Source organism: Pseudomonas sp. SBT1-2 (assembly GCF_028640875.1).
GTDB lineage: Bacteria > Pseudomonadota > Gammaproteobacteria > Pseudomonadales > Pseudomonadaceae > Aquipseudomonas > Aquipseudomonas chlororaphis_I.
Map to the genome: position 1 here is coordinate 1 of NZ_JAQZAA010000077.1, position 25,249 is coordinate 25,249.

A 25,249-nucleotide genomic window follows, 5' to 3' on the forward strand; every position below is an offset into this window, starting at 1 on the left:
CAGGGTTACGCAAACTTCTGTAGGAGCGAGGCTTGCCCGCGATAGCGATCTCACTCTCACCGCAATCTCTCAATCGAGACTGGCACTGACCTTATCCGCCACATCCCCGGGCAACCACGCCCGCCACACCTGCGGATGCGCCTTGAGAAACGCCCGCGCCGCTTCCCGGGGCGGCGTGTGCTTCTCGCTCATCTCCGCCAGGGCCTTGTTCAGCGCCTCGATCGGCAAATCGACCTTGCCGAAGAACTCGGCGATCTGCGGGTACTGCTTCTGGAACGGCGTGGACACGCCGATGGACAGCTTCGAAGCCAGAGAGCGCGTGGGGCGTGGATTGGGGTGGTCGGCGTCGGTCAGGGTTTTCCAGGCCTCCGCATCGAACGGCGGCTCCTCCAGCTGGATCAGCTTGAAGCGACCGAGCAAGGGGGTCGGCGACCAGTAGTAGAACAGGACCGGCTGGCCGCGACGGATCGATGAAGTGATCTCGGCGTCCAGCGCCGCACCGGAACCGCTGCGGAAATTCACATAGCTGTCGGTCAGGCCATAGGCCTTGAGCTTCTGCTTGTTCACCACTTCCGAGGTCCAGCCGATGGGGCTGTTGAGAAAACGCCCCTTGCCCGGGCTTTCCGGGTCCTTGAACACATCCTTGTAGCGCGCAAGGTCCGTGACGCTGCGCAGGCCCGGCGCCAGTGGCTTGATGCCCTTGGCCGGGTCGCCCTTGACCACATATTCCGGCACCCACCAGCCTTCGGTCGCGCCCTTAACCGTGTCGCCCAGGGCCGCTACCTTGCCCTCGGCCTCGGCTTTGACCCACACCGGGCTGCGTCCGGCCCACTCTTCGCCGATGACCTGGATGTCGTTGTTGGCCAGCGCGGTTTCCAGGGTGATGGTGGTGCCCGGCAAGGTGTCGGTCGGCAGGTCGTAACCCTTCTCGACGATGGTGCGCAGGATATCGGTGATCAGGCTGCCGCTTTCCCAGTTCAGGTCGGCGAAGTGGATCGGCGCCGGTGCCGCCCAAGCGCCGGCGGGCGCCAGCAAAATACCCAGGCCGAGCAGCGCGCCGCCCAGCAGTGTCCGCAGTCCTTTCATGCCTGTGCCCCTTGTGCCGTTCACAGCGTTGCAGGATGGTCTCGCGGTTTGGCACCGCAAGCCTCTGACTAATTGAGTCATCTGACTGTAGTAGAGGTTCCTGCTTTCGACGGGGACTTCAGTTTTCGCCCTGCTCCTGCAGGCGCTGCAACTCGCGGCGCACCATGCTGGCGTATGCCGCAGGCTTCAGGACATACAGCTGCGAAGCCACCCAGGCCAGCCAGGCGCCTTGCAACACGGCTTTCTGTTCGAACAGGCGCTGGGCCTCGGCGCGGGCGCGCGCAAGATGCTGCTGATGGAATTCGGCGCGGCTCACTCGCTGGCCTTGAAGCTCACCAGTTCACCCTTGCGCCATTTGGCGGCCTTGCCGGTCACGGCTTTCAGGGTCTTGGTCAGGCCTTCCTGCAACTGCTGGTTGGCGGCGAACACCGTCACTACGCTGTGGCCTTCCTTGAACAGGATGGCGTGGCCGTCGGCGGTGCTGACAAAGGCGTATTCGCCCAGGCCGTAGACGGTCAGCTTGATCTCGCGAAAACGGATTTCGAACTTGCCGCCTTCACGGCTGGGCAGGACCGCCGCGCGGAAATGATCGCCGACCTTGAGTTCCAGGCGTGGCTTGTCGTCCACGACCAGCGCCGTCTCGGTATCGATTTCGGCGACGTAAATGCCTTCCGGCGTCTGTTCGGTGATGTAGACGAAACGTGACTGGAACTGTTTGACCAACTTTGCGCGCAAATCGCCCAGGACGAACAACGCGTGCATATCAAGATTACTGACTGCCAAGGAAAGATCCCCGAAACTGAAAATGACTCTGCCCGCGTAAACGACGGACAGCAGAAAAAGGCGGCCGAACCGGCGCCGTGACTCCACATGAAAACAATCCGAAAAAGCACCACTCGCCAACGCGTAGGCGCAAACACCGGTTCGCCCCTCCCCAGGACAACCGGAAGGACTACCGGACCGTTTGGCCCGCATCAAGCGCAGAAGAAGTGGTTCCGACCCGCCGAGAAAGCTGCGCACTCACTGTCGATCGGAAAACCTCACGATCCTTTCGTCACCCTTAATGGGACGGGAGTGCTGCAGGTAAACATCAATCTCTGACTGCCGGGGCAATTCTAGAGCAACTTTATGTATTCAGAGCAACCCATGCGTGAGCAAATCGCTGAAAAAACCTCTTTTATCCTGCCGGTCAGCCACTTGCGTGACTTAACTCAGCCATCGACGGGCAACAACTGCCATACTGCCGCGACCTTGAAGCCAGCCACCGGCCAGCTTCACCAGCATATTTTCCAGGGGAAAGTCGGACGTGACGGAATTCGATATAGGCGAGTTTTTCATTCATGGCGAAGCCCGGGACGTCGAGGGCGAGTTCCAGGCCGTGATCGTGATGCGCGCCAAGCCACCGCTGCGCACCGTGCGCTACCACCAGGTGGAAAAGGACCGTTGGTTCAAGACCGCGGAACTGGCCGAAGCTGCCGCCAAGGACGCCGCCCGCGCCCTCAAGCAGGCCGTCGACCAGGGCGCCCTGAACCTCTGAACCCACAGTAAAGGATTGCCGCGCCCGACCGACATATTGGCGAGCCTTCCTGTAAAGAGCGCCATGATGATCGACCTCAACCCACCTGCCCGCCTCCCGTCCCTGGCCGAGTTCGCCCTGCCAGGCGCGGCGGGCAGCGAAAGCCCGGCGAGCGATCCGTTTGACCTGCGCACCGCGATCACCCGGGCGACCAACGCTGCTCCCGACGGCGTGCTCGAAGCGAAAAAGAAACGCATCAGGCTGCTGCGCAAACAGATCGAGCAATTGCAGCAACGGCTGCGCAAGGCCAACGAGCGCCTGGCGATGGTGCAAAGCGCCGCCCGGCATCGCACAACCGACGCGCACATGCAGGCCTTGTCCGCCGCCCGGGCCCAGGCGCAGGCCGCCAGCAGCGCCTTGTCGATGGCCCAGGTGGCACTGTTCCAGGCCGAAAGCGCGGTGATCGGCAGCGAGGTCTGAAGGCGCGGGTGCCTGCGCCCTCAGGCCGAACGGCTGAACAGCGGGTGTCCGGCCTTGTCCCGCGCCAGCTGGGCCAGCCAGGACGCCTGGCATTCCACGGCCTCCTCCCGGCTGGCGAACGGCGCGCCGCGGCGCTCGCCATTCACCAGCACGACCCAGCACACATTCAGCCCGACCGCGCGAAAGGTGGCCGGTACACCGCTACCAATCATCACTGCGACATCGACTTTGCTTTGCATGAGGACTTCTCCTGACAACTAGTTAGCTAGCTAACAATGTCGTCATACTAATGAGTTCCCATACTGGGAAAAAGCCATCTCTTGCACAGCTTCGTTGCAGGGCCGGTAACAATGGCCGGCCCTGCCCGGCTTCAGCCGCGCGCGGCCTCGACAGCCTGCTCCGGCTTGTAGCCCAGGCGCAGGCCGCCCCAATGCCGGCCCTTGACCCTGATCGGCACCGACAAATCGTGCATCAGCTCGCCGGTATCGCGAGTATAGGTTTGCAGCAACAGTGGCTGCTGGTGGCTGCCGCAGCGGATGCCGGTGCGGTCCTCGAACTTGCGCTTGGTGCGGTTGTGCAAGGTATCCACCTGCGGATCGCCGGTCAGCGGCTGCGAGAACACCTGGTTGTGGGTCGGCACGTAGCCCTGGGGTGTGCAGGCGATGGCGAACACCAGGCCTTCGTGACGCGCCAGCAACGGCTCCTGGATCGCCGGCAGCACCTGATCGGCGTAGCGGTCGAAGCGGGTCTGGTATTTCACCGGCTGGGTATTGGCGATCGGCTGGTAGCTGCGGTCGAACAGGTCGTCGAGGCTGATGCGGCTGGCGTCCAGGTCCGCCTCGAACTGCTCGGCGATGCGCCGCGCGCCTTCCTGGGCCAGGTCGTAGATGCGTTGGTGATAGTCATCCAGGCCGACCTCGGCCAGGCGTTCGCTGATGATTTCCGCCTGCCCTTCCATCTGCACCGCCGCCTCGGCCAGTCTGCGGGTCTGCTGGTCGCTCACCGCCAGGTCGCCGCGCACCTGCTCCACGGCATGGAACAAGCTGTCCAGTTGCTGGCGATTGGTCTCGGCGCCTCTAGCGATCTCGCCGACCTGGCTTTCCACCCCGGCCGCCAGCCGGGCGATGTTCTGCAAATGCTGGCCGGTGGACTCGACCTGCTCCACCCCGGTGTTCAGGTCGCTGGACAGCTGGCGGATCTGCTCCACCACCTGGGCGGTGCGCTGCTGGATATCGCCGACCATCACCCCGACCTCGTCGGTGGCGGTGGCCGTGCGCCCGGCCAGGCCGCGCACTTCATCGGCCACCACGGCGAACCCGCGCCCGTGCTCCCCGGCCCGCGCCGCCTCGATGGCGGCATTCAGCGCCAGCAGGTTGGTCTGGCTGGCAATCGACTGGATCACCAGCGCCACCCGCTGGATGTCTTCGCTGCGCTGGCTCAAGGCTTCGATCAGTTCACGGCTGTCGTTGGCGCTTTGGCTGAGGCGGTGCATGCGGGTGATCGACTCGCCCAGCACCACGCTGCCTTCGGCGCTGCTGCGGTGGGCTTCGCTGGCGGCGCTCAGGGCCTGCTGGCTGAGCTGCGCGGCCAGTTGCTCGGTGTGGATCATCGCCTCGGCGCTGCTGACGATGCGCGCCGCCGAGTCCAGTTGCGACTGCACCCGCCCGGCCAGTTGCCGGACCGAATAGGCCACGCCGGCGGCCGACAGCGCGTTATGGCTGGTGCTGTAGGACAGGTCGCGAGTCAGCGCGGCGATCTCGCCGTTGTCGACGCTGCTCGCCGGCGCTGCGGCCTTGGGCCTGGCCAGGCGCGGCAGCCAGACGATCAGCAGCATCAGCGGCACGGCAAGGTAGAAGGCAAGCAGCCCCTGGGACAGGGCATACAACACCAGCAGCAAGGCGCTGCTTTGCAGGGCTGGACCCCACCAGCGCCGGGTGGCTTGGGCTGTTGGCAGCGGTTGCGCAGTGGCAGCCGACAAAGATCCGTCTTGCGTCATCTGGATTACCCCACGTTTTTCTAATTATTTGCTCTGCATTGAACGCCACTAAAAAGCCATTATCCATGGTCCATTAGTCGCAGGTTTGCAGCAGATCAATAGAAATGCGCGAGGGGCTTTCAGGGCGCCCACAAACGACTCGCGGGCAAGCCTGCCAGCCCAGGTGCAGTGGCGACCTTGGGGTGGGGCTTGCCCGCGAGGGGAGAAGTCTTGGCGATCAGGCCTGACGCTGGTGCTTGTCGATCTGCTCGTGACGTTCCTGAGCTTCGATGCAGTACTTGGTGGTCGGGCTGATCAGCAGGCGTTTCAGGCCGATCGGCTCGCCGCTGTCGTCGCACCAGCCGAAGCTGTCGTCGCCGATACGGCCCAGGGCCTGCTCCAGTTGCGGCAGCATGCGCTGGTCGCGGTCGATAGCGTTGACCAGCCAGGTCCGCTCTTCCTCTACGGAAGCTGCGTCGGCAGGGTCGGCCGGGGTGTCCAGGCTCTCAATGGCGATTCGGTTCTGTTCGATGCGCTCGTGGGTTTCGACCTTCATGGCCTGCAACAGCTCAGTGAAAAAAGCCAGCTGCTCGGCGTTCATGTAGTCATCCGCCGGCATGGCCAGCAACTTTTCCTTTGTCATTGATTTCTCTATAAAAAATACGTGCATTAAGGCGAATTAAAGCTGTTTTCCGTGCCCCCTTTCGGGGCATCGGAAAGGCGCCATACATTCCAAGCGCCACCCGGCACTCAATTTACGAGGGGCGGCAGTCTAAGGCCCGTTTGAGGCCTCAGCAACTGAAATGACATCGAATTTGTCCGACAAGCCCTGAAAGCCCGCCAGGGCTGGCTTTGGCGGCGGTTATCGGAGTGCGTTTATAACAAGAAATTCCATCGGCCGGGGTCTTTTAGAAGACAAACGGCAACGGCAGGCCCGAAAAAGGCCTGCCGCTGCCGTGGTGCAAGGCTTCTGTAGGAGCGAGGCTTGCCCGCGATAATCGTCAATACGCCGCGGTGCATCAGATGCTAAGCGTTATCGTTGAAGTCCATCGCGAGCAAGCTTCGCTCCTACAGAAGCACAGGGCTCAGCGCTTGAGCTTGCGCTTGTTGCGGTACTGGTCGATGACCACCGCCACCACGATGATCAGGCCCTTGATGATGTCCTGGATGTAGGCATCGACACCGACGAAGGTGAAACCGCTGGCCATCACCCCGAGGATCAGCGCTCCGATCACGGTGCCGGTGATGCGCCCCACGCCACCGGCCAGGCTGGTGCCGCCGATCACCGCCGCGGCGATGGCGTCCAGCTCGTAGGACATGCCCATGCCCGCCTGCCCGGTCGCCGCCCGCGCCGAGGCCACCACCCCGGCCAGCCCCGCCAGCAGCCCGGCGATGCTGTAGACGATCACCAGGTGGCGCTTGACGTTGATCCCCGAGGTCCGCGCCGCCTGCATGTTGCCGCCGATGGCGTAGGTGTACTTGCCGTACTTGGTGTAGCGCAGGGCGATATGGAAGATCACCGCCACCACCAGGAAGATGATCACCGGCATCGCGCCGTGGCCGATGGCCGTGTAGGAATCCGAGAGCATGCTGATCGGCTGGCCTTCGGTGTAATAACGCGCCAGGCCGCGCGCCGAGACCATCATGCCGAGGGTAGCGATAAAGGGCGGGATGCCGGTGATGGCGATGATGCTGCCGTTGATCGCCCCCGCCAGCAGCCCTACCCCCAGCCCGGCCACCACCGGGATCCACACCGGCAGGTCGGTCAGCGACGGGAACACCGCGCGGGTGAAGTCCGAGGTCTGCGCCAGGCTGGCGGCGATCATCGCCGACAGCGCCAGCACCGAGCCGGACGACAGGTCGATGCCGGTGGTGATGATCACCTGGGTCACGCCGATAGCCAGCAGGCCAATGATCGACACCTGCAGGATCATCAGCACCAGGCGCTGGGAGTTCATCAGGAAGCTCTGGTCGCGCACTATCCAGCCGAACAGTTCGAACACCAGGCCGATGCCGATCAGCACCAGGAAGATGCTCAGTTCGGTGGGCAGGCGCCGGCGCGTTCTGGCTGGCGCCGCCGCGGGTTTGTTTTCCAGTATCGCGTTCATAAGCCTTCACCTTCTTCTTGTATGGCCGGCGGCGAACACACCTCGCCGGTGGCCTTGATACGTTTGCCGGCTAGTGGACCAGGGACATCCCGGAAGCCAGTTGCATGACCTTCTCCTGGGTCGCTTCGCCGCGGTCGAGGGTGCCCATCAGTTCGCCCTCGTGCATGACCATCACCCGGTCGCTCATGCCCAGCACTTCCGGCAGCTCCGAAGAGATCATGATCACCGCCATGCCTTCGCCGGCGAGGTAGGCGATCAGCCGGTAGATCTCAGCCTTGGCGCCGACGTCGATGCCGCGGGTCGGTTCGTCGAGGATCAGCACCCGCGGGTTGGTCATCAGCCAGCGGGCGAGCAAGGCCTTCTGCTGGTTGCCGCCGGACAGGGTGTCGATGCACTGCTCCAGGGACGGGGTCTTGACCCGCAGCTTCTTGCACATGTCTTCGCACAGGGCGCGCAGGGCCTTCTGCTGGATGAAACCGTTGCCGGCATAGTGCGGCAGCACCGCCATCTCCATGTTTTCCAGGACCGACAGGCAGGGGAACAGGCCGCTGAGCTTGCGGTCCTCGGTCAGCAGGGCAAAACCCTTTTCGATGGCCATGTGCGGGTCGCTGATGCGCACCGGCTGGCCGTCGAGGCGGATCTCGCCGCCGTCGCTGGGGGTGATGCCGAAAATCGTCTCGGCCACGTTGGTGCGGCCCGAGCCCATCAGCCCGGCGATGCCGAGAATCTCCCCGGCGTGCAGGTCGAAGGACACCCCCTCAAACACCCCGTCCAGGCGCAGGTCGCGCACCGACATCAGCAGCTCGCCTATGGGCTTCTCGCGCACCGGGAACAACTGGCTCAGTTCGCGGCCGACCATCATCGAGATCAGGCTGTCGCCGTCCATGCTGTCGGCCCGTTGCAGGCCGATGTAGGCGCCGTCGCGGAACACCGCCACTTCATCGGCGATGGCGAACACTTCGTTCATCTTGTGGGTGATATAGATGATGCCCTTACCCTGGGCCTTGAGGTCGGCGATGATCGAGAACAGGTGCGCCACCTCTTTCTCGGTAATGGCCGAGGTCGGCTCGTCCATGATCAGGATGTCGGAGTCGTAGGACACCGCCTTGGCGATCTCCACCATCTGCCGCTCGGCGATGCTCAGGTTGCCCACCTGTTCCTCGGGGTCGAGGTTGATCCGCAGGCGTTCCAGCAACAGCGCGGTGCAGCGGTGCATCTCGCGGTGGTCGATCATATGCAGGCCGTTGAGCTGCTCGCGGCCGATCCAGATGTTCTCGGCGATGCTCATGTGCGGCATCAGGTTGAGTTCCTGGTGGATCATCGCGATCCCCGCCTGCAAGGCCGCCAGCGGCGTCTCGAAATTCACCCGCTGGCCCTTGAGCCGCAGCTCGCCGGCGTCCGGCTGGTAGATCCCGGCGATGATTTTCATCAGGGTCGACTTGCCCGCGCCGTTCTCCCCCATCAGCGCCAGCACCGTGCCGGGACGCACCCGCAGCTGCACATCGGACAGGGCGACAACCCCGGGAAAACCCTTGCTGACGTTGATGACTTCCAGCAGGTAGGGCTGCTGTTCAGACCCGGACTGGGCAGACTGGACGGCAGGCTGCACAGCCGCCGCCGGGATGCTCGAAGCAGTCGCTGAAGCGAACATGATCAGGTACTCCATCCGCGGGGCAGCCGGGCCACCCCGTCGGCTTATTGTTGTTATGGAACGGACGAGCTTATTTGAACTGGGCGACGTTTTCCGGGGTGATCAGGCGATAAGGCACCCACACCGCCTGCTCCACCGGCTCGTGCCTGGCCATCTTCACCGCGGTGTCGATCGAGCCGTCGGCCTGGCCCTTGGCATCCTGGAACACCGAGACCGCCAGGTCGCCCTTCTGCACCGCGCGCAGGCCATCGGGCGTGCCGTCGACCCCGGCGATCAGCACGCTGCCCTTCTCCACCCCGGCCTGCTTCAGCGCCATGGCGGCGCCGATGGCCATTTCATCGTTGTTGGCCACCACCGCGTCGAACTTGCGGCCCTGGGTCAGCCAGTCGTTGACCAGGGTCATGGCCTTGTCCCGCAGCCAGATCCCGGTCTGTTCCTGCTCGACCTTGATCCCCGGATATTTAGCCAGCACTTCCTTGACGCCCTTGGTGCGGTTGGTGGTGGAGTTGTTCGCCAGGTCGCCCAGCAGGATCACCACCTCGCCCTTGCCGCCCATCTTGTCGGCCAGGTACTGCATCTGCATCTGCCCGGCCTCCAGGTCGTTGGAGGCCACGGTGACCACGCCCTTGGGCAGGTTCAGGTCGTCCGGACGGCGGTTGACGTAGACCAGCGGAATCCCGGCCTTGACCGCCGCCTCGGTGATCTTGCGGGTCGCCGCGGTGTCCACCGGGTTGACCACGATGGCATCGACCTTCTGGCTGATAAAGCTTTCCACCTGGCTCAGCTGCTTGACCACGTCGGCCCGGGCGTCCTCGAACTGCAGGGTGACGCCGTCCGGCAGGGACTTGGCTTTCTGGTCCATGGATTCGCGCAGGTAGGTCAGCCAGGTGTCGTCGAACTGCGACATGCTCACGCCGATCTTCAGGTCGGCGAACGCCGAGCCGCTGCCCAGCAACAGGGACAGGGCGAGCGTGGCAAAACGGGTCTTGGTCTTCATGAAAGGTCTTTCTCCACATTCTTGTAGGTTTTATGGATAAAGCGCAGAAACCACTCAGTGAGGCAGACGCACGATCGGCGCGCCGGGCATGCAGCACACCAGCGCGCCCTTGCGTTCGACGCAAAGCAGGCGGACCAGGGACTGGACGATGGCGGCAGGCCGGGATGTTTGGCGAGACAGCGGACGGCGGCGCAAGAATGCGCGACGAAGCAGATGCAAAGCGGAACTGAAGGTTTTCATCGACGGTACCTGTTGTTTTTGTTGGCGGGTTCCACTCGGCTCAAGGCGGGCTTGAGGTCGGTGCGAGAACCCTGCTAGTCGGCAACCTGGAAACGACTTTATTGGAAAATAATTTCTATATCAACTCATTTTAGAATTTTATTCCAAATTCATTCTGCAGCCGGAAATCGGCCATTTCCACCACCTGGCGCTGGCGCCAGCTCAGGCGCGCGGCGTCCAGTACGCGGGTGGTGGCCAGGGCCTCGGCCGGCGTCACCGGCAGCGGCCCCTGCCCTTGCAGCGCCGCCTGCCAGCGTTTATAGAACTGCAACCAGTCGCCCCGCTCGGAGGCTATCCGCTCACGAATCTCGCCCTGCTCGAACCAGCCCCAGCGCCGGTGTTCCTCGACGCCCCAGCGCTCGCCCTCGGTCTGCGGCGACAGACCGGCGACCAGCGCCTGCTCCTGGCCGTCCAGGCCCTCGACCGTATAACTGCCGGCCGAACCGCTGACCCGGAACCGCGGCCCCTGGCAGTTCTGCAGACAACTACCGGACAAATGTGAAACCACGCCATTGGCATGGCTCAGGGCGAGGAAAAAACCGTAGTCGCAGGTCGGCGCCTGGGCGGCGTACTGCAACTCGGCGTAGACCCGGGTCACCGGGCCGAACAGCTGCAAGGCCTGGTCCACCAGATGGCTGCCAAGATCGCGCAGGAACCCGCCGCCGCTGGCATTGCCCACGGCCTGCGGCACATAGCGCTCGACCCGCGACTCGAAGCGGCTGACGCTGCCCAGGGTGCCGCTGTCGATCAGCTTGCGCAGGGTGAGGAAGTCCGAGTCCCAGCGCCGGTTCATGTACAGGCTCAGCGGCACCCGGCGGGTTGCAGCGGCGTCGATCAGCGCCCGCGCCTGTTCCACGTCGCTGGCGAAGGGCTTGTCGCTGACCACCGGGACACCGCGCTCGATGGCTTCCAGCACCAACGCCGCGCGGCCCTCCAGCGGGGTGGAAATCACCAGCCCGTCGACCCCGGCCGCCACCAGTTGCTCGATGCTGTCGAAGGCCCGCACCCCGGGATGCTCCGCCGCCAGCAGTTGCCGGCGCTCGGCCGAGCGGGTGACCACCCCGACAAAAGTCGCGCCGGGCAGGCTGGCAATCAGCGGTGCGTGAAAATGTCGGCCGCCATGGCCGTAACCCACCAAACCAATGCGCATCGCAAAGCCCTCCTTATATAGAACCGTTGTACTGCTGTAGCCGCTGGCGCAGCCTGCGATCGACCACGCGGTAACGGTAATCAACTCGCCCTTGTAGGAGCGAAGCTTGCTCGCGATGGAGGTCAACGATGACGCGTATTTCCTGACGAAACGCAGCATCTTCAGGTTCATCGCGAGCAATCGAGCGTCGACCGGCTGCTCCTACAAACGGCGGTACGTAGAAATGCCGGCCGCTCCCCATTCGATCCGCATGATCCGACCACAGGGGTCGCTTCAGCGGCACAGTTCGCTGCTGACCCGCTCCAGCATCATCCGGTTGGATTCGTCCGGGCGGTCTTCCCAGGCGAACACCGAGACCGTGGCGATGCCGTCGAACTGGATCTCGCGCAAGGTATCGAAGAACGCCGTCCAGTCCACTTCGCCCTGGCCGATGTCCAGGTGCTGGTGCACGGTGGCGGTGACGCCCGGCGGGTTGACGATATAGCGCAGGCTCGAAGACGCCTTGTGGTTGTAGGTGTCGGCGATGATCAGGTGGCTGAGCTTGCTGCCCGCATACTTGAGCATCGAGGCGATATCGCCCTTGCCGTCGTCGTAGAAGAAGGTGTGCGGCGCCGCGTACAGGTAGTTGATCCAGTCCCGGTCGAAGCCGCGGATGATGTCCACCGACTCGTTGTTGCGCTCGCAGAAATCATAGGGGTGGGCCTGGATATCCAGCTTGATGCCCTCGCGCTCGAACTCCGGAATCAACTCGTCCATGGAGCGCATGAACTGGTTCTCGCACACCAGCGGGTTGTCCGACTGGCCGGTGAACTCAGTGTTGACCAGCTCGCAGTCCAGTTCCACGGCGATCTGGATCGCCCGCTTCCAGTTGCGCACCGCCGCCATGCGCAAGCCTTCGTCGGCGGCGGCCCAGTGGTACATCGGCAGCAGCGACGAGAGCTGCACGCCGCTGTCATTCAGGGCCTTGCGAAACGCCTTGATCCGCGCCCGGTCGACCCGGGGCGCCTTGTAGAACGGCAGGAAATCCTCGCGGGGCGACAGCTCGATGTACTCATAGCCCAGTTCGGCGGCCTTGTCGGTCATCTGGCCCAGCGGCAGGTGGCGGTACATGTAGGGGTCCAGTGCAATGCGCATTTTAGTGTTCTCCCCAAATCTGAAGTAGTGACCTGTAGCCGCTGCCGCAGGCTGCGATAAGGCCGAAGGCCTTCAGCGATCTTGAGGCCTTGCGCGCCCTTCGGTCGCGATCGCAGCCTTCGGCAGCGGCTACAAAGTTGCTGCCTACCCTGTAGGAGCGAAGCTTGCTCGCGATGGACGTTAACGATGACGCGTATTTTCTGGATAAACGCGGCGCTCTCAGGTTCATCGCGGGCAATCGAGCGTCGACCGGCTGCTCCTACAAAATCAGCATTCAGCCGTAGAATGCCGGGCGCGGCGGTTGCGCGACCTTGACGATCTGCCCGCTGTTCTGCGCCTCGATGCAGGCATCGGCGGCCACCGCCGCGGCATAACCGTCCCAGGCCGAAGGACCGCCCACCTGCCCGGCCCGCACGCCGTCGATAAAGGCCTGCAGCTCGACGTCATAAGCGGCGATAAAGCGGTCCTTCCAGTCCATCAGGATCGCGTTGGACAACTTGGCCTCGCTGCGCAACTGCACCTGGGACGGCTCCGGCAATTTGGCGATGCCGGTCTCGCCCACCACTTCGCACTGGATGTCATAGCCGTACTGGCAGTTGACGAAGACCTCGACGTCGATGCGCGTGCCCTTAGCGGTTTCCAGCAGCACCACCTGCGGGTCGCGCAGATGCGCCAACGCCTTGCTCGACTTGCGCGGGAACACCACCTGCACCGACACGTAGTCGTCGGCCAGCAGCCAGCGCAGCACGTCCAGCTCATGGATCAGGGTGTCGGTGATCGCCATGTCGGTCTTGTAGTTCTCGCCGACCCGCGGGTTGCGGTGGGCGCAGTGCAGCATCAGCGGCTCGCCGATCTGGCCGCTGTCGATCACCGCCTTCAGCGCGCGGTAGCCAGCATCGTAGGGGCGCATGAAGCCCACCTGGACCAGGCGCTTGCCGTGGGCCATCTCGGCCTCGACGATCTTGCGGCAGCCGGCGGCGGTCACCGCCAGCGGCTTCTCGCAGAACACCGGCTTGCCGGCGGCGATGGCCGCCAGCACGAACTCTTCATGGCTCGGCCCCCAGGAGGTGACCAGCACCGCCTCGACCTCCGGCGCCTTGATCAGCGCGTGGCCATCGGGATACACCTCGGCGGCGATCTTCAGCTCGGCCACCACCTTCGCCGCCTGCTCCAGGTTGATATCGGTGACCGCCACCACCTGGCTGCCCAGCAGGGTCTGGCTGCAACGACGGATATGGTCCTGGCCGATGGCCCCGGTACCGATGACGCCCAGTTTCAAAGACATGGTGCTACTCCTGTTGTTGTTCGTTCGAGAGCAATCAGTACTGCCGGGCCTTGGCCAGGCGTTCGTTGAGTTGTCTGGCCACCGCATCGGTACGGGCGCTGGTGGACACCTGCGCCACCCCGACCCGCCACCAGGACAGGTACTTGTGGATCATGGTCTTGGGCAGGACCTTGATATCGATCAGGGTCGACACGCTCTGGGTCCGCGCATCGGCCAGGGCCGCCTGCAGCTCTTGCACGGTCCTCACCTTGTAGGTCTTGCAGCCATAGGCCGCCGCGCTCATGGCGAAATCCACCGGCACGAAGGCACCGTCGAGCTTGCCGGTTTCCGGGTTGCGGAAGCGGAACTCGGTGCCGAAGCTGTCCATGCCGTGTTCCATCTGCAGGTTGTTGATGCAGCCGAAGGTCATGTTGTCCAGCAGCACCACGTTGATCTTGCGCCGCTCCTGGATCGAGGTGGCCAGCTCCGAATGCAGCATCAGGTAGGAGCCGTCGCCCACCAGGGCGTAGACCTCGCGCTGGGGCTCGGCGAGCTTGACCCCCAGGGCCGCGTTGACCTCGTAGCCCATGCAGGAATAGCCGTACTCGACGTGGTAGGTGTTGACCCCCTTGCTGCGCCAGCTGCGTTGCAGGTCGCCGGGCAGGCTGCCGGCGGCGGCGACGATCACCGCGTCGTCGGCCAGGGTCTGGTTGAGCACCCCCAGCACCCGGCTCTGGGTCAGGCAGGAGCCGGTCAGTTCGATGAATTCGCGCAGCACCGCCGGGTCCATGTGGTCGTTAATTTCCGGGACAAAACCCTCGGCGTGGTATTCGACCTGGTAGACCCGGTCCACCTCCGCGTCCAGCTGCGCCCGCGCCTGGCTGATCTGCGCGCCCCAGGCCGCCTGGTAGTCGCTGCGCGCCAGGGCCGCGGCCAGTTCGTTCAGGCCTTCCCGGGCATCCGCCAGCAGCTGCACGCCATCGAGTTTCAGGGCATCGCAGGGGCTGATATTCAGGTTGAGAAACTGCGCATCGGCGCGGAACAGCGACTTCGACGCGGTGGTGAAATCGCTGTAGCGGGTGCCGATGCCGATGATCAGGTCCGCCTCCTTCGCCAGCAGGTTGGCCGCCAGGCAACCGGTCTCGCCGATGCCGCCGAGGTTCAGCGGATGGCTGGAAACCACCGCGCTCTTGCCGGCCTGGGTTTCGGCGAAGGGAATGTCGAAGCGCTCGGCAAAGGTTTGCAGAGCTTCGTTGGCCCCGGAGTATTTGACCCCGCCGCCGCAGATGATCAACGGCTTGCGCTTGCCGGCAAAGGCCGCCACGGCATCCGCGAGCATGGCGGCGCTGGCCGGCCGGCGTTCGATGCGGTGCACGCGTTTTTGCAGGAAGTAATCCGGGTAATCGTAGGCCTCGGCCTGCACATCCTGGGGCAAGGCCAGGGTCACCGCGCCGGTTTCCGCCGGGTCGGTGAGCACGCGCATGGCGTGGATCGCCGCGGTCATCAGTTGCTCGGGGCGGTTGATCCGGTCCCAGTATTTGCTCACGGCCTTGAAGGCATCGTTGGTGCTGATGCTCAGATCGTGGAACTGCTCGATCTGCTGCAATACCGGGTCGGGCTGGCGGCTGGCGTAGACATCGCCGGGCAGCAGCAACAAGGGAATGCGGTTGGCGGTGGCGGTCGCCGCGGCGGTCAGCATGTTCGCCGCGCCCGGGCCCACCGACGAAGTACAGGCGTAGATCTTGCGCCGCAGGTGCTGCTTGGCGAAGCCGATGGCGGCGTGGGCCATGCCCTGCTCGTTGCGGCCCTGATGCACCAGCAGCTCGCCGCTGTCCTGCTCCAGTGCCTGGCCCAGGCCGAGCACGTTGCCGTGGCCGAAGATGGTGAAGATCCCGGCGACGAACTTGCTCTGCACCCCATCGATCTCGACGTACTGGTTGTCGAGGAATTTCACCAGGGCCTGGGCCATGGTCAGTCGTGTCGTAGTCATGTCTGCACCTTCAATAGATACGCTGAACCCTGTAGGAGCGAGCTTGCTCGCGATGGATTCAGACTCACCGCGTTTCTACAGGCATATCGCGTCATCGTTAGCGTCCATCGCGAGCAAGCTCGCTCCTACAGTGGGGGAATGCATCAGGCCAGGGCCTGCTTGAGGTGGTCGATGCTGGCGCCGATCGCCCGCTGGATATCCGCCAGCCCATGCACGCTGTCGGCGAAGGGTTCGAACGACAGGTGGCCGCTGTAGCCGCGCTCGAGCAGGGTCTCGATCTGCGCCGCGTTGCCGAGGATGTCGCCCTCGCCCACCAGCACCCGATGGCCGTCGCGGATGCTCGCCAGGGGCGCCTCGCGATCCTCGACCCCAGAGATATGCACCAGCCCGGTGAGCTCGGGGAAGAACTCCTGCTCGCCGGCCAGGTGATGGTGAAAGGTGTCGTGCACCAGGCGGAACACATCCAGCCCGCCGATGGCGCGGATCGCCTCCACCGCCGTGCGCTTGCGCCGCAGGGAACATTCCTCGAAGCCCAGGGGTTCGATAAACCCGAGAATCCCGTGCTCGCGCAGGATCGGCGCCAGCTCAGTCAAGGCAGTGCGCAAACCGGCGCTGCGCTCGGCTTCATTGCGGCTATCAGCACGATCATTCAGCGGGCACATCACCAGACCGCGGGCGCCGCAGTCGCGGGCATAGGCGGCGAGCTTCAGGGCCTGGGCGCGACGCTCGTCGTTCCAGACATCGAAGGGGTACAGCGCATTGATCGACAGCACCTGGATGCCGTGGGCCGCGCACAACTGGCGCACCTGTTGCGGCGGCGTGCCGTCTTCGATCTCCACGCCCGCAAGGTCATTGCGGATCTCGATGGCATCGGCTTTCAGGGTCACCGCCAGCTCGATGAACGCCGGCAGGCTCAAACGTGGGGCAACCATACGATTCAGGGCGAAACGCAGGGGCTGGCTCATTATTCTTGTTCTCCAGAGCAACGGGTTGAAGGGTTTTACTTGGCGGTCGGCATGCTGAACTCGGGGCCCTTGGCGATGCTGTCCGGCCAGCGCTGCATCACACTCTTGTAGCGGCTGTAGAAACGCAGGCCTTCCTCGCCGTAGGCGTGGTGATCACCGAACAGCGAGCGCTTCCAGCCGCCGAAGGAATGCCAGGCCATGGGCACCGGGATCGGCACATTGATGCCGACCATGCCGACCTTGATGCTGCGGGCGAAGGCCCGGGCCACGCCGCCGTCGCTGGTGAAGCAGGACACGCCGTTGCCGAATTCATGGGCGTTGATCAGCGCCACCGCGCTGGCGAAATCCGCTACCCGGACGATGCCCAGCACCGGGCCGAAGATTTCCTCCTGGTAGATGCTCATCTCGGTCGTCACGCCGTCGAACAGGGTGGCGCCGACAAAGAAGCCCTGCTCTGCCCCCGGCACCTTGAAGCCCCGGCCGTCCACCAGCAGTTGCGCGCCCTGGGCCACGCCCTGGTCGATGAAACCTTCGACCTTGGCCTTGTGCTCGGCGGTCACCAGCGGCCCCATGTCGCTGTCGCCCTGCATGCCGTTGCCGATCTTCAACTGGTCGATGCGCGGCCGCAGTTTCTCGATCAACCGGTCACCGACATCACCCACCGCCACGGCGATGGAGATCGCCATGCAGCGCTCGCCGGCCGAACCGTAGGCCGCGCCGATCAGGGCGTCGGCGGCCTGGTCGAGGTCGGCATCGGGCATCACGATCATATGGTTCTTCGCCCCGCCCAGGGCCTGCACGCGCTTGCCGCGGGAAGTGGCCTGCCGGTGGATGTACTCGGCGATCGGCGTCGAGCCGACAAAGGAAATCGCTTCGATGTCCGGGTGCTGCAACAGCCCGTCCACCGCCGCCTTGTCGCCCTGGACCACGTTGAACACGCCATCGGGCAGCCCGGCTTGCGTCAGCAGGCGGGCCATCAGCAGGCTGGCGGACGGGTCGCGCTCGGACGGCTTGAGGATGAAGCAGTTACCGCTGACCAGGGCCAGCGGGATCATCCACAGCGGCACCATCACCGGGAAATTGAACGGGGTGACCCCGGCGCACACGCCCAGGGGCTGGCGCAGGTTCCAGTTGTCGATGCCGCCGCCGATGTTGTCGCTGAAAGCGGTTTTCAGCAGGCTCGGCGCGCCACAGGCGAACTCGACGATCTCGATGCCGCGGGTCACTTCGCCGCGGGCGTCGGACAGCACCTTGCCATGCTCGCGGGTGATGATCTCTGCCAGCTCGTTGTGGTGTCGGTCCAGCAGTTCCTTGAACTTGAACATCACCCGCGAACGGCGCAGCGCCGACTGCTCGGACCAGGCCGAGAAGGCCTTCATCGCCGAAGCAACGGCATCGTCCACCGTCTTCTGGCTGGCCAGGGCGACCTGGGCCTGCACGCGGCCGGTGGCCGGGTTGAATACGTTGGCGAAGCGCTCGCCGCTGCCTTGCACCTGACCGTCGATGTAATGGCCGATTACCGGGGCGTCACTCATTGTTCTTGTTCTCCATTCGACTGTTGGAATTCAGATGTTGGAAATCACAGATCCAGCAGCCAGCTGTGCTGCGGATCGTTATGGAACTGCCAGACCCGCTTGGGCCCGGCCATGACGTTCAGGTAATAGGACTCGTAGCCATAGGGCACGCTGACCGGGTGGTAACCCTTGGGCACCACCACCAAGTCGCCGTGTTCCACGGCCATGGCCTCATCGATGCTGCGGTCATCGGTGTAGACCCGCTGGAAAACAAAGCCCTGGGGCGGATTGACCTGGTGGTAATAGGTCTCCTCGAGAAAGCTCTGGTGCGGCAGGTCGTCGGTGTCGTGCTTGTGCGGCGGGTAGCTGGAGGAATGCCCGGACGGTGTGCGCACCTCCACCACCAGCAGCGAATGGGCCGGCTCGCTGTCCGGCAGGATGTCGCACACATAGCGGGTGTTGGCGCCCTTGCCGCGCACGCTGCGCCTCATGCTCGCAGGAAGGATCAGCCGGGGGCCGAGACTGTTGCTGGTAGCGCCGGGAGCGGCGCAGACGGCGATCTGCACATCGCTCAGGGCCGTGACCTGGGCCTGGCTGCCGGGTGGCAGGTAGACGGCGAAGGGCGACTTGTCCTCGAACACCGACTGCCGGTCGCCGAGGTTGTCCCAGCCGAAGGCGCCCTGCCCCGGCGCCTCGCCCTGAATGCCGATGCGTCCGCTGAGCAGCACCAGGCACAGCTCTTTATCACCGGCACTGAGAGGCAGGCTTTCACCGAGGCTCAGGCGGTAGGCGGCGAAACCGACGTACTGCAGCCGGCCTTCAGCCAACTGGACCATGGTCCGGCCTTTGGTTGCGCTTTTTACCAGCAGGCTCATTGTCCGGTCCTCTCATCTAGCAATGCGCGCAGGGTGTCATAGCCCTTCTTGGCATAGACGTAGCTCGGCGCCACCGCCGGGTCCTGCTCGGCCTCCACCACCAGCCAGCCCTGGTAATCGGCGGCCAGCAGCTCGTCCAGCAGCGCGGCGAAATCGATGTCGCCATCCCCCGGCACGGTGAAGGTGCCGTTGATGATGCAGTCGGGGAAACTCCACAGGTTGTTGCGCGCCAGCTGCACCACCGGCTTGCGCACATCCTTGAAGTGCACGTGGCAGATGCGCCCGATGTGCTTGCGCAGCACCTCCAGCGGTTCGCCGCCGCCCATGTAGCAGTGGCCCGAATCGAACAGCAGGCCGACTTCGCTGCCGGTCAGGCCCATCAACTTATCGATGTCCGCCGGCGATTCGACGTAGGCGCCCATATGGTGGTGGTACGCCAGGCGCACGCCCTGGGACAGGGTGAAACGCGCCAGCTCGGTGAGCTTGTCGGCGTATTCCTGCCAGGCCTGCTCGCTGTGAAAACGCGGACGCTCCACCAGGGCAATGCGCTGGCCCTGGATCGAGTCGGCGACCTCGCCGTAGACCAGCACCCTGGCGCCGTTCTGCGCCAGCAGCTGGACATGGCTGGCGATGGCGTCGATCTCCTCGGCCACCGAGCGCCGGGCCAGGCGGCTGGAATACCAGCCCGAAACCAGCGCCAGGTCATACGGGCGCAGCACATCGCCGACGCCCTTGGCATCCTTGGGGAACTTGCCGTTGAGCTCGAAACCTTCGTAGCCGATTGCCTTGCCCTCGCTCAGCGCCGTGCTCAAAGGCGTTTCGCCGCCGAGGGACGGCAGGTCGTCGTTGCTCCAGGAAATCGGGTTGATGCCAATTCGGATTGCGGGCATGGCTGCACCTTTTATTGTTTTCTAAAGCGTTCTGAAAAATTCCCGGCCTCGTACCCACTGCCGTAGCCCCTGTAGCCCTGTAGCCCTGTAGCCCTGTAGCCCTGTAGCCGCTGCCGAGCGTAGCGAGGCTGCGATCGAGCGCGCAGCGCTCGCAAAACCTGACAACGCGTAGTGTCAGGTACAACGCTTGCGGTGGCTGCGCCACCGATCGCAGCCTCGCTACGCTCGGCAGCGGCTACAGGTGTTGCGTCAAGGCTCTTGCGGTCAGGCTCTATGCTCAGGCGCGGGCGGCGCGCCAGGCGTCGATCAGCTCGACGAAGGTCGCCTGCACCCGGCGGATCAGGGTTTCGTCGTCGATCTCGCTGGCCAGCCAGGCCCGGCTCGGCTCGTGGAAAATCGTGCGGCCCACGGCGAACCCGCGGCAGGTGCGGCTATTGCCGGCCTGGCGGAAGCCCTCGGCCAGGGCCGCCGCCGGGGCGTTGAGACCCAGCAGCACCACGCCACGGCAATAGGGGTCGCGCTCCTCGATCAGCTCATCGAGCTGCTTCCACTGCTCGGCGCTTTGCGCCTCGATCTTCCACCAGGCCGGAAAGATGCCCAGGTTGTACAGGCGCTTGAGGGCGCGGTAGAGCACGTCCGGGTGGGTCGAGGGGTGGTCCTTGGGCGGAATGATTTCCAGCAGCAGCTCATGGCCGCTGACCTGGGACGCCTGGTACAGGCCCTTGATCTGCGCTTCCTGCTCCAGGCGCAGCAGCGGCTCGTCGTCCGGGTGGTACTGCACCAGGCACTTGATGATCTGCTCCTGGGGCCAGGCAATCAGGTTGCTGCCGATCGAACGCCCGTGTTCGAAGGCCAGCGGCCGCGAGCCCTGGACCTCCACCGGCCGCGCCACCCACCAGCCACGGCCGGTGGCGGCGTTCAGCGAGTCCTGGCCGAAACGCTGGTCGGCCAGCAGGCCGACATCGGCCTCGACGCCCTGCGCGCGCAAGTCGGCCTCGACCCGCTCCACGGCCTGGATAAACAGCTGCTTGAGCTGACTGATGGACTTGAGCTCGCGCCCGCCCTTCTGCGCCAGTTCCACCAACTGCCCACGATGATCGAAGGCAAAGATGAACAGCTGCTTCCAGGCCTTGCGCGGCACGCTGACCTGATGCAGGCGCTGCAGGGTGCTGTCCTGGTCCGGCCGGGTGATGGGTACCGGGCTGCTGAACAGGTAATCCAGCTCGGCGCGGGTCGGCATCGCCGGCGCGCAGGCATGGCGCGACACGACTAAACCGCCGCAGGCATTGGCCAGCTGGCAGCAGCGCTCGTCGCTGGCGTCCTCCAGCCAGCCGCTGAGGAAGCCGGACATAAAGGCATCGCCCGCCCCCAGCACGTTGAGCACTTCGACCCGCACCCCGGGGTAAATGGCGCCGTCTTCCAGGCGCGCCGGGATCGCCCCGTGGATCACCGTGCAGCCCTGGGGGCCGAGCTTGACCACCAGGGTCGCGGCGGTCAGCGAACGCACGGCGCGCAAGGCGCTGAGCAAGTCGTCGCTGCCACCGGCGATGAGGAATTCTTCTTCGGTGCCGACGATCAGGTCGAAGCGCGGCAGGATCTTCTGCACATGGGCGCTGACGTTCTGGTCGGCGACAAAGCGGGTCTCGCCATCAGCCTTGCCGGCCAGGCCCCAGAGCACCGGGCGGTAGTCGATGTCGAGCACGCGCTGGACGTTGTGCCGTTCGGCGTACTCCAGGGCCTGGAGGCTGGCCTGGTACACGCTGTCGGTGGAGAAATGGGTGCCGGTGATCAGCAAGGCTTTGCTGGAGGCGATAAAGGCTTCGCTGATGTCTTCGGCGCGCAGGGCCATGTCGGCGCAGTTCTCGCGGTAGAACACCAGGGGGAAGGTCTCGCGGTCCTTGAGACCGAGCAGGACCAGGGCGGTCAGGCGCTGCGGATCGACCTTGATCGCGCTGACATCGCAGCCTTCGCGGGCCAGGGACTCCACCAGAAAACGCCCCATGTGATCGTCGCCGACCCGGCTCAGCATCGCCGAGCGCAAGCCCAGGCGTGCGGTGCCGAAGGCGATGTTGGCGGACGAGCCGCCGAGGTATTTGGCGAAGCTTGAGACATCTTCCAGCCGGGCCCCGACCTGCTGCGCATAGAGGTCGACGCCCAGGCGTCCGAGGCAAATCAGATCCAATTGACGCCCATTGGCAAAACGAGTCTGGCCCATGCTGGCTCCTGTTATTTTTATCAGCCTGCGCGTGGCACCGAGGTAGGCGCCGAACGCTCGTGGTGGATGCAGACTAAAACGTTCACCGGCACCAATCAATATTTTTTCTATAAATTTTTTACGTGGAATATTTTTTCCAATAAACTTTTTCAAGGCCGGTCCAGGCAGCGTGCATCGTTTCAGCAGACGGCCTGTGGGCCCGCGCCTCAAGATTTTCCCTGCGCCGACCCTGTAGACTGCGCACAGCCCACCTATTGTCAGGGAATGGATCAACCCGCCCGTTCCCATCAAGTACAAGCCAGTAAGCACAGAAGGATTGCCTATGTCCCGCACCGATCAGCCGGCCACGACCGAGAGCCCGCAAGACAGCGACCTCGCCAGCCCCCCGATCAATGCCGAACGCCTGTTGCAGCTGATCACCCAGGAATACGAAAGCCTGCCGCGCCAGCTCAAGCGCATCGCCAGCTACATGAGCCAGCAGAGCGACCGGATCATGGTCGACCGCATCAGCGACATCGCCCGCGAATGCGAGGTGCACCCTTCGGCCATCGTGCGCTTCTCCCAGCGCTTCGGTTTCAGCGGCTTCAGCGAGATGCAGGCGCTGTTCCGCGAGGCCTACACCCACAAGACCACCCCGGTCCAGAACTACCAGCAGCGCATCCGCAGCATGATCGCCAACAAGTCGCAGAAGGCCAGCGGCGGCGACCTGGCGCGCGAGTGCATCAATGCCACCCTGTCGGGCATCGAGCGCCTGGGCCTGGAGCTGGATGACGCAGCCTTCGACAAGGCCGTGGACCTGGTGGTCAACGCCGACAACATCTACGTGGTCGGGGTGCGCCGCTCCTTCGCCGTGGCCGACTACCTGGTGTACAACCTGCAGCACACCAACAAGCGCATCCACCTGGTGTCGGGCCTGGGCGGCAGCTACCGCGAGCAGATGCGCAGCATCCGCCCCAACGACCTGGTGATCGCCATCAGCTTCACCCCGTATGCCAAGGAAACCCAGCACTGCCTGCGCATCGCCCAGCACCATCAGGCCAAGACCCTGATCATCACCGACAGCAACCTGTCGCCCCTGGCCAAGCGCGCCAACAGCGTACTGCTGGTCAACGAAGGCAGCTCCTTCGCCTTCCGCTCTTTGAGCGCGACCCTGTGCCTGTGCCAGGCGCTGTTCATCGCCGTGGCCTACCGCCTGGAACTGAAGGTCGACGAGATTCACGAGCAGGCGGGGTTCGAGGACTGAGCCTCACCCCGCCGAGTGCGTATGCGCCTGCAACGCCCCCGGCACGCCGGTGCGCAGCAGGCCGCCCTCCTCGACCCAGGCCAGGGTCTGCCGGTGGGCCCGTTGCAACAGTTGCTCGGTCTGGCTGAAGTCGAACACCGAAATGCCCAGCGGACACAACGGCGCGACCACATGGATCGCCGCCTGTGGCGAATAGAGCTCAATGTCCCGCACCAGCTGGCGCATGCTCATCAGGTTCAGGGTGTGCAAGGCCAGGGCGATCAAGCCGCTCGGCGGTCGCGGGCAGGCGCAACCGAATCCGGTCGGCACCACGATGACCCGGGTCGCGCCCAGCGACACCGCCGCGGCGATCGGGGTGTTACTGGCGACGCCGCCGTCGACCAGCAGCTTGTCGCCGATCTGCACCCACGGAAACACCAGCGGAATCGCGGCACTGGCCAGCAGGGCCTGCTCGACGCTACCACTGGATAACAGCTCCTCGGCCCCGGTGAGCAGGTTGGTGGTGACGATATGCAGGGGCAGTTCGGTGTCTTCGATGCGGGTGACCGGCAGCACCCGGCGCACCAGGCTCGCCAGCGCCGACGAGGGCAACAGGCAGCCGCGACGCTTGAGCACGGATGACAGCGCGTCAATCACGGAAAACGGAAACACGTCGGCCTTGCGCAAGCCACGCCAGAAATCGGCCAGTTCGGCGACGCCGCGGGCATTGGGCCTGGCGGCAAAGTAGGCGCCGTTGAGGGCGCCGACCGACGCCCCGACCACCAGGTCGAACACCACGTGTTTTTCGATCAGCGCCCGCAGCATCCCCACCTGGACAGCCCCGAGGCTGCCGCCACCGGCAAGGACAAGGGCGGTTTTGGTGGGATGCATAACGCTTCTCCTGCCAACACTCAGCCTTCCTACACAATAGCGCTGCCACACTCCGCTACGAGGCCGTCTGGCGGCTCCCGTGCCATCGCATGCTTTTCATCTGAAAGACCGGCACCGGCTACATCGCTCACCTACGCTGGGTAACGGATGCTCCACAGCACACTCGTGCTTGCGCTGCTCAATCAAGTGCTGGTCATGGGCATCAGGACACGTCCCTCGTAGTGCCAGGGAAGTTTGAGGTTAAAAGTTCAAACTCACGCAAGGAGCGCATCATGGTCGATAAAGCATACGCAATTCTTCTCCATTCCGAAGACGAGGATAATGGCTACCTCTACTTCCCCATTAAACGCGCCAATCTCGTGTATGGCGGCATGCCGCAGTTTTTCGGCGGAACCAAGAATGCGGGAGAGACCGATCACGACACTATCGCCCGAGAGATGAAAGAGGAAAGCGACGGTAAAATCACCTTGGGCAGCGGTGGGTTGACGTCAATCTACAAGTCCAGGGTTGGCAACAATAACTACAGCTTTTATGTAGCCGAGAACTACCAGGGCAAGAATTTCCTGGGCAGCCTGACCAACAGCGAGATGAGCAGTATCCAGCAGTTCTTCGTGCAAGTCGGGCTGCAGGACGATGTTGAGGACCTGCTGAAATCACTCAAGATTGTTCCGACTGCAGAGTTTACCGAGTCCGAAACCTATGAGGCCTTCAATCGGGCAATCGCCTGGAGTGAACAATAAACAAGCGGTTTGAAATGCACGGCGGTTTATTGAGCCGGCCAAACCGAAACAGTCGAACAGGCTCGCTACTGTTTCGGGCACTTGAACCCGCAGTGCAATATCAGGCTGCGGGTTTTCAACCGTTATCAACGGTATATAGACAGGAGTACTTGGCGGGACTTGTACAACTCCGACGCTTATAGCCCGCCTCATGTTTTCAGATTGCCCGCGAACGTTGCTCCGACAGCCACCCGAGAACGTTCACCCTCGTCTTATTGCACCTGGAATAGCCGTCATCGGTGATTGACAGCAATCACCAGCCCCCGAT

Annotated in this window: 24 protein-coding genes; 4 read left to right on the forward strand and 20 right to left on the reverse strand. The window is 64.0% G+C overall.

Annotation, left to right across the window (positions count from 1 at the left end; genetic code table 11):
- Positions 1-69: 69 nt before the first annotated feature.
- From PVZ78_RS13400 to PVZ78_RS13410, 3 genes are all read right to left on the reverse strand, one after another.
- The gene (locus tag PVZ78_RS13400) at positions 70-1,086 is read right to left on the reverse strand and encodes an ABC transporter substrate-binding protein (RefSeq protein ID WP_009048480.1); all 1,017 of its coding nucleotides are present in this window, start codon (positions 1,084-1,086) and stop codon (positions 70-72) included.
- Positions 1,087-1,204: 118 nt separating this feature from the next.
- Positions 1,205-1,402, reverse strand: coding sequence for a hypothetical protein (locus PVZ78_RS13405; protein WP_038579802.1), 198 nt, complete (start codon positions 1,400-1,402; stop codon positions 1,205-1,207).
- Positions 1,399-1,848, reverse strand: coding sequence for a hypothetical protein (locus tag PVZ78_RS13410; RefSeq protein ID WP_031286381.1), 450 nt, complete (start codon positions 1,846-1,848; stop codon positions 1,399-1,401). Before PVZ78_RS13410 ends, PVZ78_RS13405 begins: the two co-directional genes overlap by 4 nt.
- A 544-nt stretch (positions 1,849-2,392) precedes the next feature.
- Between PVZ78_RS13410 and PVZ78_RS13415 the strand changes: the two genes are divergently transcribed.
- Both PVZ78_RS13415 and PVZ78_RS13420 read left to right on the forward strand, forming a co-directional pair.
- On the forward strand, positions 2,393-2,623 hold the full coding sequence (locus PVZ78_RS13415; RefSeq protein WP_016701793.1) for a hypothetical protein: 231 nt from the start codon (positions 2,393-2,395) through the stop codon (positions 2,621-2,623).
- A gap of 66 nt (positions 2,624-2,689) precedes the next feature.
- Positions 2,690-3,082 (forward strand): hypothetical protein, encoded by a 393-nt coding sequence (locus PVZ78_RS13420; RefSeq protein WP_028682674.1) that lies wholly within the window; start codon positions 2,690-2,692, stop codon positions 3,080-3,082.
- 20 nt (positions 3,083-3,102) lie between these two features.
- Here PVZ78_RS13420 and PVZ78_RS13425 read toward each other — a convergent pair whose 3' ends face one another.
- From PVZ78_RS13425 to PVZ78_RS13500, 16 genes are all read right to left on the reverse strand, one after another.
- Positions 3,103-3,321, reverse strand: a complete 219-nt coding sequence (locus PVZ78_RS13425; protein WP_009048476.1) for a hypothetical protein — start codon at positions 3,319-3,321, stop codon at positions 3,103-3,105.
- A gap of 131 nt (positions 3,322-3,452) precedes the next feature.
- A complete protein-coding gene (locus tag PVZ78_RS13430) occupies positions 3,453-5,078 on the reverse strand; it encodes a methyl-accepting chemotaxis protein (protein ID WP_273828791.1) in 1,626 nt (541 codons plus the stop codon).
- A gap of 217 nt (positions 5,079-5,295) precedes the next feature.
- Positions 5,296-5,700, reverse strand: coding sequence for a TraR/DksA family transcriptional regulator (locus tag PVZ78_RS13435; RefSeq protein ID WP_007923643.1), 405 nt, complete (start codon positions 5,698-5,700; stop codon positions 5,296-5,298).
- 442 nt (positions 5,701-6,142) lie between these two features.
- Complete coding sequence (locus PVZ78_RS13440) at positions 6,143-7,165, reverse strand: ABC transporter permease (protein WP_007923642.1); 1,023 nt, start codon at positions 7,163-7,165, stop codon at positions 6,143-6,145.
- A gap of 70 nt (positions 7,166-7,235) precedes the next feature.
- The gene (locus PVZ78_RS13445) at positions 7,236-8,816 is read right to left on the reverse strand and encodes a sugar ABC transporter ATP-binding protein (protein ID WP_273828792.1); all 1,581 of its coding nucleotides are present in this window, start codon (positions 8,814-8,816) and stop codon (positions 7,236-7,238) included.
- A 70-nt stretch (positions 8,817-8,886) separates the two neighbouring features.
- Positions 8,887-9,813: a sugar ABC transporter substrate-binding protein gene (locus PVZ78_RS13450; RefSeq protein ID WP_009048473.1), complete on the reverse strand. Its 927-nt coding sequence runs from the start codon at positions 9,811-9,813 to the stop codon at positions 8,887-8,889.
- 54 nt (positions 9,814-9,867) lie between these two features.
- Complete coding sequence (locus PVZ78_RS13455; protein ID WP_009048472.1) at positions 9,868-10,053, reverse strand: hypothetical protein; 186 nt, start codon at positions 10,051-10,053, stop codon at positions 9,868-9,870.
- 130 nt (positions 10,054-10,183) lie between these two features.
- Positions 10,184-11,242, reverse strand: coding sequence for a Gfo/Idh/MocA family protein (locus PVZ78_RS13460; protein WP_009048471.1), 1,059 nt, complete (start codon positions 11,240-11,242; stop codon positions 10,184-10,186).
- 273 nt (positions 11,243-11,515) lie between these two features.
- Positions 11,516-12,376 (reverse strand): sugar phosphate isomerase/epimerase family protein, encoded by an 861-nt coding sequence (locus PVZ78_RS13465; RefSeq protein ID WP_273828793.1) that lies wholly within the window; start codon positions 12,374-12,376, stop codon positions 11,516-11,518.
- Positions 12,377-12,650: 274 nt separating this feature from the next.
- Positions 12,651-13,661 carry a Gfo/Idh/MocA family protein gene (locus tag PVZ78_RS13470; RefSeq protein WP_101282254.1) on the reverse strand — a complete coding sequence of 337 codons (1,011 nt, stop codon included), beginning with the start codon at positions 13,659-13,661 and terminating at the stop codon, positions 12,651-12,653.
- Positions 13,662-13,695: 34 nt separating this feature from the next.
- The gene (iolD, locus tag PVZ78_RS13475; RefSeq protein ID WP_273828794.1) at positions 13,696-15,630 is read right to left on the reverse strand and encodes a 3D-(3,5/4)-trihydroxycyclohexane-1,2-dione acylhydrolase (decyclizing); all 1,935 of its coding nucleotides are present in this window, start codon (positions 15,628-15,630) and stop codon (positions 13,696-13,698) included.
- A 143-nt stretch (positions 15,631-15,773) separates the two neighbouring features.
- Entirely contained in the window at positions 15,774-16,595 is an 822-nt protein-coding gene (locus PVZ78_RS13480) for a TIM barrel protein (protein ID WP_273828795.1), read from the reverse strand.
- A 35-nt stretch (positions 16,596-16,630) separates the two neighbouring features.
- On the reverse strand, positions 16,631-18,130 hold the full coding sequence (locus PVZ78_RS13485; protein ID WP_273828796.1) for a CoA-acylating methylmalonate-semialdehyde dehydrogenase: 1,500 nt from the start codon (positions 18,128-18,130) through the stop codon (positions 16,631-16,633).
- 44 nt (positions 18,131-18,174) lie between these two features.
- The gene (iolB, locus tag PVZ78_RS13490) at positions 18,175-18,984 is read right to left on the reverse strand and encodes a 5-deoxy-glucuronate isomerase (protein WP_273828797.1); all 810 of its coding nucleotides are present in this window, start codon (positions 18,982-18,984) and stop codon (positions 18,175-18,177) included.
- Complete coding sequence (gene iolE, locus PVZ78_RS13495; RefSeq protein ID WP_273828798.1) at positions 18,981-19,874, reverse strand: myo-inosose-2 dehydratase; 894 nt, start codon at positions 19,872-19,874, stop codon at positions 18,981-18,983. Before iolE ends, iolB begins: the two co-directional genes overlap by 4 nt.
- 277 nt (positions 19,875-20,151) lie before the next feature.
- Positions 20,152-22,089 (reverse strand): bifunctional 5-dehydro-2-deoxygluconokinase/5-dehydro-2-deoxyphosphogluconate aldolase, encoded by a 1,938-nt coding sequence (locus PVZ78_RS13500; protein ID WP_273828799.1) that lies wholly within the window; start codon positions 22,087-22,089, stop codon positions 20,152-20,154.
- A 322-nt stretch (positions 22,090-22,411) separates the two neighbouring features.
- Here PVZ78_RS13500 and PVZ78_RS13505 point away from each other — a divergent pair, with 322 nt between their 5' ends.
- A complete protein-coding gene (locus PVZ78_RS13505; protein WP_009048462.1) occupies positions 22,412-23,332 on the forward strand; it encodes a MurR/RpiR family transcriptional regulator in 921 nt (306 codons plus the stop codon).
- Between the two features lie 3 nt (positions 23,333-23,335).
- On the opposite strand, the gene PVZ78_RS13510 is transcribed toward PVZ78_RS13505, so the two are convergent.
- Complete coding sequence (locus PVZ78_RS13510; protein ID WP_273828800.1) at positions 23,336-24,202, reverse strand: patatin-like phospholipase family protein; 867 nt, start codon at positions 24,200-24,202, stop codon at positions 23,336-23,338.
- Positions 24,203-24,474: 272 nt separating this feature from the next.
- Between PVZ78_RS13510 and PVZ78_RS13515 the strand changes: the two genes are divergently transcribed.
- Positions 24,475-24,942, forward strand: coding sequence for an NUDIX hydrolase (locus tag PVZ78_RS13515; protein WP_009048460.1), 468 nt, complete (start codon positions 24,475-24,477; stop codon positions 24,940-24,942).
- Positions 24,943-25,249 lie beyond the last annotated feature (307 nt).

Bases quoted from the DNA above. Each gene is read 5' to 3' on its own strand.
- PVZ78_RS13400 (WP_009048480.1), bottom strand. From the start codon at position 1,086: ATGAAAGGACTGCGGACACTGCTGGGCGGCGCGCTGCTCGGCCTGGGT.
- PVZ78_RS13410 (WP_031286381.1), bottom strand. From the start codon at position 1,848: ATGCACGCGTTGTTCGTCCTGGGCGATTTGCGCGCAAAGTTGGTCAAA.
- PVZ78_RS13420 (WP_028682674.1), top strand. From the start codon at position 2,690: ATGATCGACCTCAACCCACCTGCCCGCCTCCCGTCCCTGGCCGAGTTC.
- PVZ78_RS13425 (WP_009048476.1), bottom strand. From the start codon at position 3,321: ATGCAAAGCAAAGTCGATGTCGCAGTGATGATTGGTAGCGGTGTACCG.
- PVZ78_RS13430 (WP_273828791.1), bottom strand. From the start codon at position 5,078: ATGACGCAAGACGGATCTTTGTCGGCTGCCACTGCGCAACCGCTGCCA.
- PVZ78_RS13435 (WP_007923643.1), bottom strand. From the start codon at position 5,700: ATGACAAAGGAAAAGTTGCTGGCCATGCCGGCGGATGACTACATGAAC.
- PVZ78_RS13440 (WP_007923642.1), bottom strand. From the start codon at position 7,165: ATGAACGCGATACTGGAAAACAAACCCGCGGCGGCGCCAGCCAGAACG.
- PVZ78_RS13445 (WP_273828792.1), bottom strand. From the start codon at position 8,816: ATGTTCGCTTCAGCGACTGCTTCGAGCATCCCGGCGGCGGCTGTGCAG.
- PVZ78_RS13450 (WP_009048473.1), bottom strand. From the start codon at position 9,813: ATGAAGACCAAGACCCGTTTTGCCACGCTCGCCCTGTCCCTGTTGCTG.
- PVZ78_RS13455 (WP_009048472.1), bottom strand. From the start codon at position 10,053: ATGAAAACCTTCAGTTCCGCTTTGCATCTGCTTCGTCGCGCATTCTTG.
- PVZ78_RS13460 (WP_009048471.1), bottom strand. From the start codon at position 11,242: ATGCGCATTGGTTTGGTGGGTTACGGCCATGGCGGCCGACATTTTCAC.
- PVZ78_RS13465 (WP_273828793.1), bottom strand. From the start codon at position 12,376: ATGCGCATTGCACTGGACCCCTACATGTACCGCCACCTGCCGCTGGGC.
- PVZ78_RS13470 (WP_101282254.1), bottom strand. From the start codon at position 13,661: ATGTCTTTGAAACTGGGCGTCATCGGTACCGGGGCCATCGGCCAGGAC.
- iolD (WP_273828794.1), bottom strand. From the start codon at position 15,630: ATGACTACGACACGACTGACCATGGCCCAGGCCCTGGTGAAATTCCTC.
- PVZ78_RS13480 (WP_273828795.1), bottom strand. From the start codon at position 16,595: ATGAGCCAGCCCCTGCGTTTCGCCCTGAATCGTATGGTTGCCCCACGT.
- PVZ78_RS13485 (WP_273828796.1), bottom strand. From the start codon at position 18,130: ATGAGTGACGCCCCGGTAATCGGCCATTACATCGACGGTCAGGTGCAA.
- iolB (WP_273828797.1), bottom strand. From the start codon at position 18,984: ATGAGCCTGCTGGTAAAAAGCGCAACCAAAGGCCGGACCATGGTCCAG.
- iolE (WP_273828798.1), bottom strand. From the start codon at position 19,874: ATGCCCGCAATCCGAATTGGCATCAACCCGATTTCCTGGAGCAACGAC.
- PVZ78_RS13500 (WP_273828799.1), bottom strand. From the start codon at position 22,089: ATGGGCCAGACTCGTTTTGCCAATGGGCGTCAATTGGATCTGATTTGC.
- PVZ78_RS13505 (WP_009048462.1), top strand. From the start codon at position 22,412: ATGTCCCGCACCGATCAGCCGGCCACGACCGAGAGCCCGCAAGACAGC.
- PVZ78_RS13510 (WP_273828800.1), bottom strand. From the start codon at position 24,202: ATGCATCCCACCAAAACCGCCCTTGTCCTTGCCGGTGGCGGCAGCCTC.
- PVZ78_RS13515 (WP_009048460.1), top strand. From the start codon at position 24,475: ATGGTCGATAAAGCATACGCAATTCTTCTCCATTCCGAAGACGAGGAT.